The sequence below is a fragment of the Streptomyces sp. NPDC001373 genome (assembly GCF_042895815.1).
Classification (GTDB): domain Bacteria; phylum Actinomycetota; class Actinomycetes; order Streptomycetales; family Streptomycetaceae; genus Streptomyces.
In genome coordinates this window covers 760,584-775,194 of sequence record NZ_JBIAWQ010000001.1, presented here as the reverse complement: position 1 = coordinate 775,194, position 14,611 = coordinate 760,584, and the positions used below count along the sequence as shown (strand labels likewise).

14 protein-coding genes are annotated in these 14,611 nt (G+C 72.9%); 8 read left to right on the top strand and 6 right to left on the bottom strand.

Translation table 11 applies throughout. The features are described 5' to 3' along the window. Positions 1-21: 21 nt before the first annotated feature. The 4 genes from ACFY15_RS03770 to ACFY15_RS03755 all read right to left on the bottom strand — a co-directional run bounded on the left by ACFY15_RS03770 (position 22) and on the right by ACFY15_RS03755 (position 4,270). Complete coding sequence (locus ACFY15_RS03770) at positions 22-207, bottom strand: hypothetical protein (protein WP_365153951.1); 186 nt, start codon at positions 205-207, stop codon at positions 22-24. A gap of 103 nt (positions 208-310) precedes the next feature. Next, the gene (locus ACFY15_RS03765) at positions 311-1,321 is read right to left on the bottom strand and encodes a YdcF family protein (RefSeq protein ID WP_390685083.1); all 1,011 of its coding nucleotides are present in this window, start codon (positions 1,319-1,321) and stop codon (positions 311-313) included. Positions 1,322-1,390: 69 nt separating this feature from the next. After that, positions 1,391-2,971: an amidohydrolase family protein gene (locus ACFY15_RS03760; RefSeq protein WP_390685084.1), complete on the bottom strand. Its 1,581-nt coding sequence runs from the start codon at positions 2,969-2,971 to the stop codon at positions 1,391-1,393. Positions 2,972-2,989: 18 nt separating this feature from the next. Further along, a complete protein-coding gene (locus ACFY15_RS03755; RefSeq protein WP_390685085.1) occupies positions 2,990-4,270 on the bottom strand; it encodes an alanine racemase in 1,281 nt (426 codons plus the stop codon). A gap of 210 nt (positions 4,271-4,480) precedes the next feature. Between ACFY15_RS03755 and ACFY15_RS03750 the strand changes: the two genes are divergently transcribed. After that, positions 4,481-4,888 (top strand): RidA family protein, encoded by a 408-nt coding sequence (locus tag ACFY15_RS03750; protein ID WP_390685086.1) that lies wholly within the window; start codon positions 4,481-4,483, stop codon positions 4,886-4,888. Between the two features lie 61 nt (positions 4,889-4,949). Here ACFY15_RS03750 and ACFY15_RS03745 read toward each other — a convergent pair whose 3' ends face one another. Continuing rightward, entirely contained in the window at positions 4,950-6,287 is a 1,338-nt protein-coding gene (locus tag ACFY15_RS03745) for a M14 family metallopeptidase (RefSeq protein WP_390824949.1), read from the bottom strand. A gap of 135 nt (positions 6,288-6,422) precedes the next feature. After that, complete coding sequence (locus ACFY15_RS03740) at positions 6,423-8,117, bottom strand: chitinase (protein ID WP_390685088.1); 1,695 nt, start codon at positions 8,115-8,117, stop codon at positions 6,423-6,425. 395 nt (positions 8,118-8,512) lie between these two features. Between ACFY15_RS03740 and ACFY15_RS03735 the strand changes: the two genes are divergently transcribed. Genes ACFY15_RS03735 through ACFY15_RS03705 form a run of 7 tightly spaced genes read left to right on the top strand, consistent with a single transcriptional unit; the run spans position 8,513 to position 14,608 of the window. Beyond that, positions 8,513-9,406, top strand: coding sequence for a hypothetical protein (locus ACFY15_RS03735; protein ID WP_390685089.1), 894 nt, complete (start codon positions 8,513-8,515; stop codon positions 9,404-9,406). Between the two features lie 39 nt (positions 9,407-9,445). Continuing rightward, complete coding sequence (gene cpaB / locus ACFY15_RS03730; protein WP_390685090.1) at positions 9,446-10,147, top strand: Flp pilus assembly protein CpaB; 702 nt, start codon at positions 9,446-9,448, stop codon at positions 10,145-10,147. 7 nt (positions 10,148-10,154) lie between these two features. Continuing rightward, entirely contained in the window at positions 10,155-11,432 is a 1,278-nt protein-coding gene (locus tag ACFY15_RS03725) for a CpaE family protein (protein WP_390685091.1), read from the top strand. Positions 11,433-11,435: 3 nt separating this feature from the next. After that, positions 11,436-11,807, top strand: a complete 372-nt coding sequence (locus ACFY15_RS03720) for a TadE/TadG family type IV pilus assembly protein (protein WP_390685092.1) — start codon at positions 11,436-11,438, stop codon at positions 11,805-11,807. Position 11,808: 1 nt separating this feature from the next. Next, the gene (locus tag ACFY15_RS03715; RefSeq protein ID WP_390685093.1) at positions 11,809-12,330 is read left to right on the top strand and encodes a TadE/TadG family type IV pilus assembly protein; all 522 of its coding nucleotides are present in this window, start codon (positions 11,809-11,811) and stop codon (positions 12,328-12,330) included. Further along, the gene (locus ACFY15_RS03710; protein ID WP_390685094.1) at positions 12,327-13,673 is read left to right on the top strand and encodes a CpaF family protein; all 1,347 of its coding nucleotides are present in this window, start codon (positions 12,327-12,329) and stop codon (positions 13,671-13,673) included. The genes ACFY15_RS03715 and ACFY15_RS03710 overlap by 4 nt, the downstream gene beginning before the upstream one ends. Next, a complete protein-coding gene (locus ACFY15_RS03705; protein ID WP_390685095.1) occupies positions 13,670-14,608 on the top strand; it encodes a type II secretion system F family protein in 939 nt (312 codons plus the stop codon). Before ACFY15_RS03710 ends, ACFY15_RS03705 begins: the two co-directional genes overlap by 4 nt. Positions 14,609-14,611: the final 3 nt, after the last annotated feature.

Sequence of the window (14,611 nt, the reverse complement as noted above, 5' to 3'; positions counted from 1 at the left end):
GCGCGTGCGGCCGGCCGCCGGCTACGGCAGGTAGCGCTCGATGACGGACGGGCCCTTCTCCTCGATCAGCTTCCGGGCCTTCTCGACCCGCTCCGGAGTCGGGTCGTGGCCGGTCGCCATCACCAGGTCCTCGGGGTCGTACGGCCGCTCACCGCCGGTGAAGAGCCGGTCCGACCGGGTGGGCTGCTCGTTGGTTTCACTGTCCATCGGATACCTCCTACGGTGCCCCAGGCCCCCATCCTCCGGCCCCGGCACCAAGAACGCACCTCGGGAAGCCCGGGCCGCCGGGCGCCCCGCGCGCCCGCCCGCCTCAGACGGCGGTGAGGGTCGCGGCCGCGCCGACCGCGATCAGCAGCCCGCAGATCGACAGGTTGACCCTCCGGTGCTCCCAGAACACCGCGACGAACTCGCGCAGCATGGCGCTCGGCAGGAAGTAGCGGGCCGTTGGCGAGCCCACGACCTGCCCGTTGACCCCGGTCTTGCGGGCGAGCATCGCGGCGCGGAAGGCGTGGAAGTTGTTGGTGACCACCACGCACCGGTAGCCCGGGTCGTGCGCCAGCATGATCTCCTTCGAGAACAGCATGTTCTCCTCGGTCGTCCGGGACCGGTCCTCCAGCGTGACGTGCTCCGCCGGAACCCCCTCGGCGATCAGCCAGTCCGCCATCGCCCGGGCCTCCGCGACCCGCTCGTCCGACCCCTTGCCGCCCGAGGTCAGCAGCACCGGCGGACGCGAGCCGCGGGCCAGCTGTGCCTCGTAGACCTGCTTGCCCTTGCGCAGCCGCGAGGCCAGCAGCGGCGGCACCCGGTCCCCGCCGATCAGCCCGGAGCCCAGCATCACCACGTGGTCGACGTCGCCGCGCACCTTGATCCGGCCGTAGAGGAAGGCGTAGCCGAGGAAGCAGAGGAAGAGGAACGCGACGTAGGCGACGACCAGGGTGAGGGTCGCCGCCATGCCGTTGAGGAGGGTGGAGCGGAACATCGGGACGACGACCAGCAGCGCGATCATCCCGAAGATCCCGAGGCCCGCGAGCATCGACAGCAGGTTGGCCGGGCGGCGTCCCTCCTTGCGGATCATCGTCACACCGTTGGCCATCAGGAAGGCGCCGATCGCCATCGTGCCGAGCGTGGGCGCGGCGAGGGCGAGCGCGATGATCGTCAGCGCCGCCCACCCCGGCAGCGCCGTCACCTGGAAGAGCAGGGCGGCCGAGAACGTGATGAGGGTCAGCCCGAACAGCACCGCGTTGCGGAAGCGGCGGCGGTCCTTGAACGCGCTGACGCACAGGGCGAGGAAGAGGAGGGCGGGGAGGACGAAGGCGGCCATGCCGTTCATCGTATGTGTCGCCCGACCGGTCCCCGCGGGGGCGAACACCCGGGCCGGCAGAGGGAGGTCCTACGCCCCAACGGCCGTTCTGCGGACGGACCGTCCGGCCAGGACGTCCGTCCGGCGCCCGTCCCGCATGACGAACCGTCCGTCGATCAGCACGTGAGGGATGCCGGCCGGCAGCGTGCGCGGGTTCTCGTAGTTGGAGCCGGCCCTGACCGTCTGCGGATCGAAGAGCACCAGGTCCGCCCGGTACCCCTCGCGCACCAGCCCCCGGTCCGGCAGTCGCAGCCGCGCCGCCGGCCGGCCCGACAGGTGGGCGACGCACTCCTCCAGCGAGAGCACGCCCAGCTCGCGCACGTAGCGGCCGAGGTAGTGCGGGAAGGTACCGTACGCCCGCGGGTGCGGCTTCGCGCCGTGCAGGATGCCGTCCGAGCCGCCGGTGTGGACGCGGTGGCGCATGATCGCCCGGACGTTCCCCTCGTGCCCGACGTGCTGGAGGACGGTCGTACCCAGCCGGTCGCCCAGCAGGAGCCGGCGCGCGTCCTCCCAGCCGTGGAGGCGGCTGCCGACGTGGTGCGCGTACGCGGGGTCCCCGGTCCCGGCCACCTCGACCGTCGCCCAGTCCACCGGCACCCCGTGGCACCCGTCGGCCCCCTCCACCTCCAGCGCGTACCGGATCCGCGCGGCGGTGGCGCCGTCGGCCAGCCGGGCCAGCAGGGCCTCGGGGCCGCCCTCGTGCGCCCAGCCCGGCAGCAGGGCGGCGAGGGTGGTGCAGCCGGGGGTGTACGGGTAGCTGTCGAGGGTGACGTCGGTCCCCGCGGCGAGCGCCGCGTCCAGCAGGGCCAGCAGCTCGGGGGCCCGGCCCTCGTTCTCCGCGAAGTTCATGGTGGCGTGCGCGAGGTGCAGGGCGCAGCCGGTCTCCCGGGCCAGGCAGAGCATCTCGGCGTAGGCGGCGAGGGCGCCGCGCCCGTACGAGCGGTGGTGCGGGCAGTAGTAGCCGCCGTAGCGGGCCACGACCGCGCACAGCTCGGCGAGTTCGGCTCCCGAGGCGTACATGCCCGGGGTGTAGGTGAGGCCGGAGGACATCCCGACGGCGCCGTCCTCCATCCCCTCGGCCACCAGCTGCCGCATCCGGTCCGTCTCGGCGGGGGTGGCGGGCCGGTCCTCCCAGCCGAGGACGCAGGCCCGGACGGTCCCCTGCGGGACGAGGTAGGCGGCGTTCAGGGCACTGCCCTGTCCGCCGTGGGCGCGGTCCAGCCGGTCGAGGTACCCGCCGACGGTCCTCCAGTCGAACTCGATGTCCTCCCCCGTCCCGTTCCACCCGGCGATCGCGGTCCGCACCTGCGCCAGGGTCCGCTCGTCCACGGGGGCGTATGACAGCCCGTCCTGGCCGAGGACCTCCAGGGTCACGCCCTGGGCGGCCTTCGCGCTGTGGTCCGGGTCGCGGAGCAGCGCGAGGTCGCTGTGGGCGTGCATGTCGACGAACCCGGGCGCGAGGACGAGCCCGTGCGCGTCGACGGTCAGCCGCCCGCCGCCGGGGAGCCGTCCGATGGCGGCGATCCGCCCTTCGTGCACGCCGACGTCGGCGGGGTAGGACGCCCCGCCGGTCCCGTCGGCGACCCGGGCTCCCCGGATGACGAGGTCCACCTCCTGGAGGCCCGTCTCCTAGAAGAAGGTCCGCACGTACTCGCGGACGGCCCCGTCCGCGCCGACGACCGGGATGAGCGGCCACTTCTCGAAGATGGTGCAGGGGTGCGACATTCCGAGCGCCACCCAGTCGCCGACCTGTACGGCGTCGGCGGAGTCGGTCTCCAGCCAGGCGTGCTGGTCGGACAGCTTGACGACGCGCACGCCGGCGGCGGCCCGCTCCTCGCCGGTGAGCGCGTCCCGGACGAGCTCGGCCTCGGGCAGCCCGAGGTCGTAGGCGATGTCGCGCTTTCCGGCGTTGACGAAGGCCTGGGCCGGGGACGGGCGCGAGACGACCTGCGTCCAGAGCCGGAACGCCGGGCGCAGCCCGCCCTCCGCCGGGACCCGGTTGAAGGGGGTCAGGCGGGTGTACCACCCGTGGTCGTGGGAGACGTAGGCGCCGGATCGCAGCAGCTTGAGCACCGGCCGCGACAGCTCGGGCAGCTCCTCGAAGACGTCGGCGACGGCGTCGAACCAGGCGGAGCCGCCGGCGCTGACGACGATCTCCTCGACGTCGGCCGCGAACCGCCCGGCCTTGTCGAACTCGACGGCGATGGCGGTGAGCCGGCGGAGCCAGGCGTGCACCTTCTCCGGATCGGCGTCGGGGACCTCGGCCTCGTACCCGGCGATGCCGACGAGGCGCAGGGCGGGGGCCGCGGCGACGGCGTCGGCGACGGCCCGGCAGTTCTCGTCGGTACGGGCGCCCGTGCGGGCCCCTTCGCCGGCGCCGAGCTCGACGACGACGTCGACCCGGGCGGGCTGCCCCTGGAGGGCCCGGTCCATGAGCTCGACGCCGCGCACGGAGTCGACGTAGCAGACGAAGCGGAAGGCGGGGTCGGCCGCGAGTTCGGCGGCGACCCAGCGCAGGGCGGCGGGGTCGACGAGTTCGTTCGCGAGGAAGATCCGCTGGATCCCGAAGGCCCGGTAGACGCGTGCCTGGTGGGGCACGGCGGCGGTGATGCCCCAGGCGCCGTGCTCCAGCTGGCGTTCGAAGAGCTGGGGGGCCATGCAGGTCTTGCCGTGCGGGGCGAAGGCGAGGTGGTGGCGTTCCGCGTAGGTGGCGAGGACGGTGAGGTTGTGGTCGAGCGCGTCGGCGTCCAGGGTCAGCACGGGGGTGGTGAACCCGCCGGTGTGCAGGTCCCTGGCCTGTGCGGCCAGCTCGCCGACGGTGAGGCCGGCGGCCTCGGCGTCCGGGGGGAGGCCCTTGAAGCGGTGGTCGACGGGTTCGGCGGCGAGGCGTCGGACGGCGTCGCTGGGCATGGGGCCTCCTGGTGGTGCGGGTGGTGCCTGTGGTGTAACACCGGTGACGACGAGGGGTCAATGCCGCGCGGTTCCGGCGCCGGTGCGGGGCGGAGGGCACCAGCCCCTAGCGAACTGCTCGAAGCGCGGCCACCCGCACCCCGTACCGCTGACACCATCGGTGCGGAGCACCACTCCGCACCGGACACCACGAACCCAGCAGAGGATCCCGTGAGCGAGAAGACCGCCGTCAACCCCGAGTCCCACCCCGCCGCCCCTGCGAAGTTCTCGCACGGCGTGCGCAAGGGCAACATCCTCCATGTGGCCGGCCAGGTCGGCCACCTCCCCGCCGTCGACGGCCGGCCGCCCGCCGTCGCAGGCCCGACCCTGCGCGAGCAGACCCTCCAGACGCTGGAGAACGTCCGCTCCGTCCTGGAGGCGGGCGACGCGGGCTGGGACGACGCCGTGATGATCCGCGTCTACCTGACCGACACGGCCCACTTCGCCGAGATGAACGAGATCTACAACGCCTACTTCGAGGAGCAGGGCGTCAAGGTCCCCGCCGCCCGCACCACGGTGTACGTCGGCCTGCCCGCCGGTCTGCTGATCGAGATCGACGCCCTCGCCGTCCTCGGCTGAGCACAGGGGAGGGGCGCCCCCCTGGCGGCGGGGCGCCCCGGACCTTCGGCCCCGGCTGCGGCTACGCGCAGTACTGGGCTTCCTTGCCGATCGAGCGGTACATGCAGTCGGCGTTCTCCAGCAGCTGGAGCACCGCGTCCTTGTTGCGCGCCGTCTCGCGGTCGATGACCTCGTCGGGCGGGTAGAAGCCGCCGCCCCCGCCGGTGTCGGACGGGTACATCTCGAAGGTGTAGGCGAAGACCTTCTGGTCGCCCCACAGCCAGTCGTCGATCGTGCCGTCGGTGATGTACAGGTCGCTGGACTGCTCCGGCGTGTAGCCGTTGCTGGCGGCCATGCTGGTGCCGATCTTCTTGTAGACCGCGAGGTCGTCCGCGGTCAGCCCCGGCGCGGTGTCGTTGTACGTCCACCCGAAGGGCCACAGCACGAGTTCGCTGTAGGTGTGGAAGTCGATGGCGGCCTTGATCTGCTGCTTGCCCCCGACGATCCGGCTGCGCACGAAGTCGGAGACCACCTTCACCTCGGGCGCCGACGCGGCGGCCGCTCCGCGGTAGGTCTCGGAGCTCTTCCTGCTGCTGGAGCCGCCGCAGCAGCCCCACTTGTAGTCCCAGTTGCGGTTGAGGTCGGTGCCCACGGCCGTGGAGCCGGAGTTGGGCTGCCGGTTCTTGCGCCAGGAGCGGTACGAGCCGGTGGCGATGTCGTACTCGCCGCCGTCCGGGTTGAGGTCCGGGACGACCCAGATCTCGCGGTTGTTCACCATGTCGGTGATCCGGGAGTCGCTGCCGTACTTGGAGCCGAACTCCTGGAGCAGGTACAGGGCCATCTCGACGGTCAGGTGCTCGCGGGCGTGCTGGTGGGCGGTGAAGAGCACCTCGGGTTCGTTCTCGTCCGTACCGACGTTGTCGCTGATCTTGATCGCGACGATGTCCCGGCCCTGGTACGACTTGCCGATGACCTGCTTGCTCATGATCCCGGGGTACTGGGCGATGCGCTGGTCGATCTCCGCGCTCGCCTCGGCGTAGTTGTGGTACTTGGAGTCCGCCGAGGGGAAGTCCATCGGGCGGGTCGCGACGCCGCGCTCGGAGCGGTCCGGCGGGCCGGCCAGGGCGGTCAGCTCGTAGCCGCGGGCGCGCAGGGCCTTGGCCTGCGCCGGGTTCGCGCTGACCACGACCGAGCGGGCGTCGACCTCGTCGATCGAGACGCCGCTGCTCAGCAGGGCGGTGCGCTCGGCGGCCGTGGACGGGCCCTTGACCTCGTACTGGGCGACCGCCTCGTCCTGGGTGGCCGTCGAGGGGGTGGGCGGCGGGGCTGCCGTCGCGCTCATGCCGTAGGCGGGTGCGCCGAGTGCGAGCGCCAGCAGGGCGGCCGTGACGGCGGCCCTCCGGCGGGTGTGGAGCCGCATGCGTTCTCCTGGGTGGAGTGTGGGGGTAGCCGTGCGGACGCGCACAGCGTGCTCTTATGGCATGTCCCGGTCAATAGCCTCAGGCGTACCCGGTACTGCGCACCGGACCGAATCAGCCACCCCCACACCTACCGCCTACGGCAGCCCGTGGACCTTCGGACCCACCGCGTTCGACCAGGTACTACCCGCCTTGGCGTCCCAGTTGGTCGACCAGGTCATCGCCCCGCGCAGTCCCGGCCAGGTCTTCGACGGCTTGAAGGACCCGCAGTTCGTCCCCCGCGCCAGGCAGTCCAGGGCGTTGTTCACGACCGTCGGCGACACGTACCCGCTGCCGGCGCCGCTGGGGGAGGCCGGGACGCCGATGCCCACCTGGGAGGGGTCGAGCCCGCCCTCCAGCTGGATGCAGGCCAGCGCAGTCAGGAAGTCCACCGGGCCCTGGGAGTAGACCTTGCCGTCGCAGCCGTTCATCGCACCGCTGTTGTAGTACTGCATGTTCACGACGGTGAGGATGTCCTTCACCGCCAGCGCGGTCTTGAAGTACCCGCCCTGCGTGGACTGCATGTCGATGGTCTGCGGAGCCATCGTCAGGACCAGGGAGGGGCCCGCCTTCGCCGCGAGGGCGCGCAGCGCCTGGGTCATGTACGTCGGGTTGAGGCCGTTCTCCAGGTCGATGTCGATCCCGCTGAAGCCGTACTCCTGCATCAGGGCCCAGGCCGAGTTCGCCAGGTTCGTCGCGGAGGCGGAGTCATTGACCGAGATCGTGCCCTTCTCGCCGCCGATGGAGAGGATGACGGACTTGCCGGCCGCCTTCTTCGCCGCGACGTCCGCCTTGAACTGCGCGACGGTGTAGCCGCCGAGCCCGGCCGAGTCGAGGGTGAAGGTGATGGCCCCGGGCGTGGTCGTGGCGTCGGCGAAGGAGACGGCGATGATGTCGTACTGGGCGGAGACGTCGGAGAGCCTCTGGACCGTCGCCCCGTTGTCGAAGTTCTGCCAGTAGCCCGTCAGGGCGTGCCGGGGCACGGACGGGCCGGGGTTCGGGTTGCCCCCGCCGCCGGTCGTGGTGCCCGTCACCGGGGCGGACTTCGGCCCCTCGCCGGCCGCGTTGTAGGCGCTCACCTGGAAGGAGTACGAGGTGGCGGCGGTGAGCCCGGTGATCTGCGCCGAGGTGCCGGTCACCGTCCGGACGCGGACGCCGTCCTGGTAGACGTGGTAGCCGCTCGCCCCGCCGACCGCGTTCCACGCGAGGGTGAGCGAGGTGTCGCCCTGGCCGGAGACCGAGGTCGCCGCGGGGGCGCCCGGGAGGCTCGGGCCGGGGTCGGTGCCGCCGCCCCCGTCGGGGCCGAGGACGCTGAAATCGTCCACGAGGTAGGCCGGCTGGCCGTACCAGCCGTGGGTCCAGACGGTGACCTGGGTGGTGTTCGGGCCGGTGGTGAAGGTGGTCGACAGCTTCTGCCAGCCGCCCGAGCCGGGGGTCCAGGTGGAGACGTCCTGGGTGCCGGTGCCGGTCGCGCCCAGGTAGACGTACGAGCCCTGCACCTGGGCGCTGAGGGTGTACGTGGAATTCGGCTTGACCGTGACGGTCTGGCTGCACTGGGCGTTGTCCTGCCCTGCCGGGGTGGCGCGCAGGGCGCCCGAGCCGGCGTGGACGGGCGAGGTGACGACGGCGCCCGAGCCGCCGGAGCAGGACCAGCCGGTGAGGCCGGACTCGAAGCCTCCGTTGCGGGCGACGTCGACGTCGGCGGCCTGGGCCGTGCCCGTCGCGAGGGCGGAGAGCCCGCCCGCGGCAAGGGTGGCGGCGCCCAGCAGGGCGAGGGAGCGTATGCGGTTCACGTGGACTCCGTGGGGGGAGTGGAGGGGTGGGGCGGAAAGGAGTTCGAGTGAGGGTCGAAGGGGCGGGGGAGTGGGGTCCCCATGGGGAGGTGCCGGCGCAGCCAAGTTGGTCCAGACCAATCCTGGTGTCAAGGGTGTTTGCGAAGTGGCTTGAAATGAATGGCTGTCGGATCCCTGTTGTCCGGGTTTTTCGTCACCTGCGACCGACCCTTCCGGCACGGGAATCCCCAAGCCCCTGACCAGCCAGGGGTGACGCGGATATGGTGCTGGGGCAAGGGGGAAGGCGCGTCGGATGTTTGCGGTCGCGCAGGGTCATGCGTGCGGCCGCGTGCGCATGCGCGTACGTGACGGCCCGGGGAACGGCCGTCGCGCACCGGGTGAACGGGGGGATTCGCGTGCCGACCGCCATCGCTGTCACCAGTGCCGATCTGGTGCTGCCGGCCCCCGACCGGCACACCCCCGGAGCCGCCGTCCTGAGCCCGCCCGGCGAGGCCGGCCTGGAGGGCGCGGTCGCCGAGACCACCGCCCTGCTGGAGCGGCACGGCCACCTCGTGGCCCTCGTGCCGCCCTGGCTGCCCCCGGCCACCGTCCGCAGGCTGCACACCGTCCGGGCCGTCCTGGAGACCGACCGGATCGCGCTGCTCGACGTCGACCTCCCGCCGCTGGGCACGGCCGTGCTGGCCCGTCAGCTGCGCCAGCTCACCGTCAGCGACTTCAGCCCCGGCGTGCTCGCCTCCGCCGCCCGGCTGCTGTCCCACTACATCTACGCGGGCGCCCTGCTGGGCAGCGTCGCCAAACTGGACCGGGTCCCCGTCGGGCTCAAGGCCCACGCCCGCTCCTGGTCGCCGAGCGCCCGGTTCGCCGTACTCGCCCACCCGCAGCCGCACCTGGCCCGGCTCGGCGGCTCCGCGGCGGCGGCCCACTCCGGGGTGCTGCCCCCCGGACCCGCCTTCGCCACCCACCTCACCTTCGCCCGAGGACAGCTGTCCTCCGACTGGGTCGCGGCCGAACTGGCCCCCGCCTGGAAGGTGCAGGGCGTGATGGAGAACCCGCTCCCGGCCGACTCGCCCCGCTGGTGGGCCACCCCCAGGCTGGTCGAGTTCGCCGCCGCCATCCCGGACGTCTCCGTCCTCTACCAGCTCGTCGCCTCGGTCCGCCGCGAGCAGTGCCGCTGGTGCGGCTTCGAGCTCATCGGCGACCGCTGCGGCTTCTGCGCCGCCCCGCTCGCCGCACCACCGCCCGAGGTCCCCGCCGCCCGCTCCGGCACCCGCACCAGATCCGGATCCTGACCGCCCGAACGAACGAAGAACGGCGAGGTAAGTCGGCTCATGAACTCACGCCAGCGCCGCGGCGTCATCCTGCTGCTCCTGTCGGCCCTGTGCGCCCTCGCGGCGTTCGCCGGGGTGCTCGTGGTCATCGGCGACGTCAACTCCAAGGTCGGCGCCGAAGTCGTCGCGTACCGCGTCAAGGGCGACATCGCGCCGTACAGCGCCCTGACCGCGGGCCAGTTCGAGGAGGTCAAGGTCCCCAGGCGGTGGCTGTCCGACACCGCCGTCAGCGACCTCGGGAGCCTCCAGGGCAAGATCGCGCTCACGACGCTGAAGAAGGGCTCCCTGCTGCAGAGCGACATGTTCGTCGACAAACCCCAGCTCCAGCCCGGGGAGCAGGAGATCGCCATCATGATCGACGCGGCCACCGGCGTGGCCGGCAAGATCACCTCCGGCGCCAAGGTCAACATCATCGCCACCTTCAAGGGCGCCAAGGAGTCCGAGCCCTCCCGCTCGGTGATCATCGTCGCCAACGCCCGGGTCCTGGGCGTCGGCAAGCTGACCGCCCTCGACAAGGACAGCGACAGGAAGGGCCCGGCCGAGGCCGTCCCGATCACCTTTGCCCTGAACACCAAGGACACCCAGCGCGTCGCCTACGCCGAATCCTTCGCGGAGCACGTCCGCCTGGCCCTCGTCGCCCCCGGCACCGACTCCACGCCCGGCCCGGCCGACCGCACGTACACCCTCGACGGGGACAGGTGAGGCGCGGATGACCACTCGGATCCTGCCCGCGGCCGGCGATCCCGACGCCGCCCGCTCCGTCGTCGCCCTGCTCAGCCAGCTCCCGGACGCCGAGCCCGCCCCGCCCGTCGCCGACTCCACCTCCCTGCTCGACGCCCTGGGCCGCCTCGCCGCCGATTCCGTCGACGAACTCCCCGAGGTCGTCCTCGTCCACGAGCGGATCGGGCCCGTCCCCGCGCTGGAGCTCGTCCGCGAGGTTGCCCTGCGCTTCCCGGCCGTCGGCGTGGTCCTGCTCTCCTCGGACACCGGGCCCGGGGTGTTCTCCGCCGCCATGGACTCCGGAGCCCGGGGCCTGGTCGGCCTGCCCCTGCACTACGAGGAGCTCGCCGCCCGGGTCGGCGCGGCCGCCCAGTGGTCCGCGGGCGTGCGCCGCCACCTGGGCCGGGGCGCGGAGGCCGTCTCCGGCCCGGGCGGCCGGGTGGTCACCGTCAGCGGGGCCAAGGGCGGCGTGGGCACCACCTTCACCGCCGTCCAGTTCGCCCTGGCCGCGGCCGCCTCGGGGCGGCGCACGGCACTCGTGGACCTCGACCTCCAGGCCGGCGACGTCGGCTCGTACCTCGACGTCCAGTTCCGCCGCTCGATCGCCGACCTCGCCGGCATCCAGGACATCTCGCCCCGGGTCCTCCAGGACGCCGTCTACGAGGACCGCAGCGGCCTCGCCCTGCTGCTGGCGCCGGCGGACGGGGAGCGCGGCGAGGACCTCGACGAACGCGCCACCCGGCAGGTGCTCAGCGCCCTGCGCTCCCGCTACGAACTGGTCGTGGTCGACTGCGGCACCCAGGTGACGGGCGCCAACGCCACCGCCGTCGAACAGGCCGACGTGGCGGTCCTGGTCACCACCCCGGACGTGGTCGCCGTACGGGCGGCGAAGCGGATGGTCCGGATGTGGGAGCGGCTCCAGGTGCGCAAGGCGGAGGACACCGCGCTGGTGGTCAACCGCTGGAGCAGGCACACCGAGATCCAGCCCTCGCTGATCGAGAAGATCACCAGGACCCGTCCGACCCGCACGCCGGTCCCCGCCGCCTTCAAGGAGCTCCAGGGGGTGGTGGACGCGGGCCGGGTGCAGGACCTCGACAACCGCTCGACGGTCAAGCAGGCCCTGTGGGCCCTGGCGGGGGAGCTGGGGCTGCTGTCGGCCCCGCGGTCGGCGTCCGCCGCGGCCGGCGCGGGCCCGGGTGCCGGCTCGGCGCTGGCCGTCCGCGCGGCTGGGCCGGTGGCCCGGCTGCGGCGCGGCCGGGAGGGCTGAGGGATGCGCGGCCGGCGGGGGGAGCGGGAGCGGGACCGGGGGCAGGTGGCCCTGGAGTTCGTGGGCATGGTGCCGCTGATCCTGCTGCTCGTGGCGGCCGTGTGGGAGTGCGTACTGATCGGGTACGCGTTCTCCCTGGCCGGGAACGCCGCCGACGAGGGGGCGCGGGCGGGCGCCGTGCACGGCGACGGGGCCTGCCGGGCGGCTGCCGCCGAGCACATCGGGGGCGCGTGGGGCATGACGGCGGACTGCGGCGGGTCCGGCGACGTCTACAAGACCACGGTCACGCTCAGGATCCCCGTCCTCTACCCCGGCCTGAACTTCGGCGAGATCACCGGCACCGGGGGCGCGGCGATGGAGAGGGAGGCGGACTGACATGGGTCCTTCACCGCACATCCGCCCGGGCACCCGGCCCCGGCCCCGGGCGCTGTCCCGGGACCTGGTCCGGGCCCGCGACGGGTACGGGCACCGCGGCCGGCTCCGGCACGGGGACCTGGACCGGCACGGGGGTCGGCTCCGACGCGGGGGCCTGCTCCGGCACGGGGGCCGGGACTGCGGCCAGGTGGCGCTGGAGTACATCGGCTTCGTCCCGATCCTCCTCTTCGTCGCCCTCTGCGGGATCCAGCTGGGCTGGATCGCGTACGTCCACGAACAGGCCGACACCGCCGCTCGCACCGCCGCCCGCGTGGAGGCCCGCAAGGGCTCGGGCGGGAAGGCGGCCGGACAGGCCGCCGTCCGGGGCGGCCTCACCGCCGACGTGAGCCTGACCAAGACCGCCGACGCGGTCACCGCCACCGTGACGATCCCCATCAGCTCGATCGTCCCCGGCCTCTCCGTGGACCCGGCGAAGGCCACCGCCGTGATGCCCAACGACGATCCGACCGGAGCCCGCCCATGAGCCTGCGTTCCCGGGTCACCACCCCGGACGACCGCCACGGTCCCCGCGAGGACGGCCGGCTCGTCCCCTCCTACCGCGCCAAGCTGCTGGAGGAGATCGACCTCGCCGAGATGTCCGCGCTCGCTCCCGCCGAGCGCCGGGCCCGCCTGGAGCGCGTGCTCGGCCACATCATCAGCCGCGAGGGCCCGGTCCTCTCCACCGCCGAACGCGCCCAGCTGATCCGCCGCGTCGTGGACGAGGCCCTCGGCCTCGGCGTGCTCGAACCGCTCCTGGAGGACGCCTCCATCTCCGAGATCATGGTCAACGGCCCCGACCAGATCTTCGTCGAGCGCGCCGGCCGGGTCGAGCAGCTGCCCATCCGCTTCGCCTCGCACGAGCAGCTGATGCAGACCATCGAGCGCATCGTCTCCACCGTCAACCGCCGCGTGGACGAGTCCAACCCGATGGTCGACGCCCGTCTGCCCAGCGGCGAGCGCGTCAACGTCATCATCCCGCCGCTGTCCCTCACCGGCGCGACCCTCACCATCCGCCGCTTCCCCCGCGCCTTCACCCTGCACGAGATGATCGCTCTCGGGTCGCTCGACGAGCAGATGCTGCTCCTGCTCTCCGGGATGGTCCAGGCGCGCATGAACGTGATCGTCTCCGGCGCCACCGGCACCGGGAAGACCACCCTCCTCAACGCCCTCTCCGGCCTGATCCCGGAGGGCGAGCGCGTCATCACCATCGAGGACTCCGCCGAGCTCCAGCTCCAGCAGGCGCACGTCATCCGGCTCGAATCCCGCCCGCCCAACGTCGAGGGCAAGGGCCAGATCACCATCCGCGACCTCGTGCGCAACTCCCTGCGCATGCGGCCCGACCGCATCATCGTCGGCGAGGTGCGCGGCGGCGAGACCCTCGACATGCTCCAGGCGATGTCCACCGGCCACGACGGCTCCCTCGCCACCGTCCACGCCAACAGCTCCCAGGACGCGCTGATGCGCCTCCAGACCCTCGCCTCCATGTCGGAGGTCGAGATCCCCTTCGAGGCGCTCCAGGACCAGATCAACAGCGCCGTCAACGTCATCGTGCAGCTCACCCGCTTCGGGGACGGCTCGCGCCGCGTCACCGAGATCTCCGTCCTCGACTCGCACGGCCGCGAACCGTTCCGGATCACCACGGTCTGCCGCTACGTCGCCCAGCCCATGGCCGCCGACGGGCGCGTCCACGGCTACTTCGCCTACGCCCCTCTGCCGCGCCGGACCGCGGAGCGCCTCCACATGAACAACCAGCCGATCCCCCAGGCCTTCGGGGTCGCCCCGCCCGAGGACCACTTCGACCCGCTGACCCCACGGACCGTCCTGTGACCCACCTCGTCCTCCTCACCCTCGGCGCCACCCTGCTGGCCGGCCTGTTCGTCTCCCTCGGGGTGCACGCCTACTCCGCCGGCCTCGCCCAGCGCGCCGCCCTCGTCGAACGCCTCGCGGCCGACGGCGCCCCGCAGCCGGCCGGCCGCCGGCGCCGCTTCCCGGGCGTCGACCGGCGCCTGCGCAGGACACGGCTCGGCCGGCGCATCGAGCTGAAGCTGGCGACCACCGGTCTGGACCTCACCCCGGGTGAGTTCTTCGTCTACGTGCTGATGGCGGTCGCCGGGCTCTGGCTGCTCTCGGCCTCCCTCCTGGCGCCCTTCTTCGGCCCGGTCGCCGGCCTGATCGGCCTGTGGGCCGCGAACGCCTTCCTCACCTGGCAGCGGGCCCGGCGCACCGAACGCTTCGTCAACCAGCTGCCGGAGCTGGCCCGGATCCTCGCGAACGCCACCCAGGCCGGGCTCGCCCTGCGCACGGCCATCGGCATCGCGGCCGAGGAGCTGGAGGCCCCGGCGGGCGAGGAGCTGTCCCGGGTCGCGGACCGGCTCGCGGTGGGGCACTCCATCGAGGAGTCGCTCGGGGAGATCGTGGACCGGCTGCCGTCGCGCGAGCTGGTCGTCCTCGTCTCCACCCTCGTCCTGTCGGCGCGCGCCGGCGGTGCCATCGTCGGGAGCCTGCGCAACCTGGTGGTGACCCTGGAGCAGCGCAAGGAGACGCGCAGGGAGATCCGTACGCAGCTCTCGCAGGTCACCGTCACGGCCTACCTGGTCCCGGCGATCGGGCTCGGCTCGCTGCTGCTGGTCGACGCGATGATGCCGGGCGCCCTGGACCGGATGACCGGCGCCCTGATCGGCCAGACGGCGGTCCTGATCGCCCTGGGCCTGTTCACGCTCGGCTTCGTCCTCATCCGCCGCCTGTCGAAGATCGACGTCTGACGG

What these genes read in the sequence shown, in the direction of transcription:
- ACFY15_RS03765 (WP_390685083.1), bottom strand. Translation starts at nt 1,321, where the DNA reads ATGGCCGCCTTCGTCCTCCCCGCCCTCCTCTTCCTCGCCCTGTGCGTC.
- ACFY15_RS03770 (WP_365153951.1), bottom strand. Translation starts at nt 207, where the DNA reads ATGGACAGTGAAACCAACGAGCAGCCCACCCGGTCGGACCGGCTCTTC.
- cpaB (WP_390685090.1), top strand. Translation starts at nt 9,446, where the DNA reads ATGAACTCACGCCAGCGCCGCGGCGTCATCCTGCTGCTCCTGTCGGCC.
- ACFY15_RS03720 (WP_390685092.1), top strand. Translation starts at nt 11,436, where the DNA reads ATGCGCGGCCGGCGGGGGGAGCGGGAGCGGGACCGGGGGCAGGTGGCC.
- ACFY15_RS03725 (WP_390685091.1), top strand. Translation starts at nt 10,155, where the DNA reads ATGACCACTCGGATCCTGCCCGCGGCCGGCGATCCCGACGCCGCCCGC.
- ACFY15_RS03715 (WP_390685093.1), top strand. Translation starts at nt 11,809, where the DNA reads ATGGGTCCTTCACCGCACATCCGCCCGGGCACCCGGCCCCGGCCCCGG.
- ACFY15_RS03755 (WP_390685085.1), bottom strand. Translation starts at nt 4,270, where the DNA reads ATGCCCAGCGACGCCGTCCGACGCCTCGCCGCCGAACCCGTCGACCAC.
- ACFY15_RS03745 (WP_390824949.1), bottom strand. Translation starts at nt 6,287, where the DNA reads ATGCGGCTCCACACCCGCCGGAGGGCCGCCGTCACGGCCGCCCTGCTG.
- ACFY15_RS03710 (WP_390685094.1), top strand. Translation starts at nt 12,327, where the DNA reads ATGAGCCTGCGTTCCCGGGTCACCACCCCGGACGACCGCCACGGTCCC.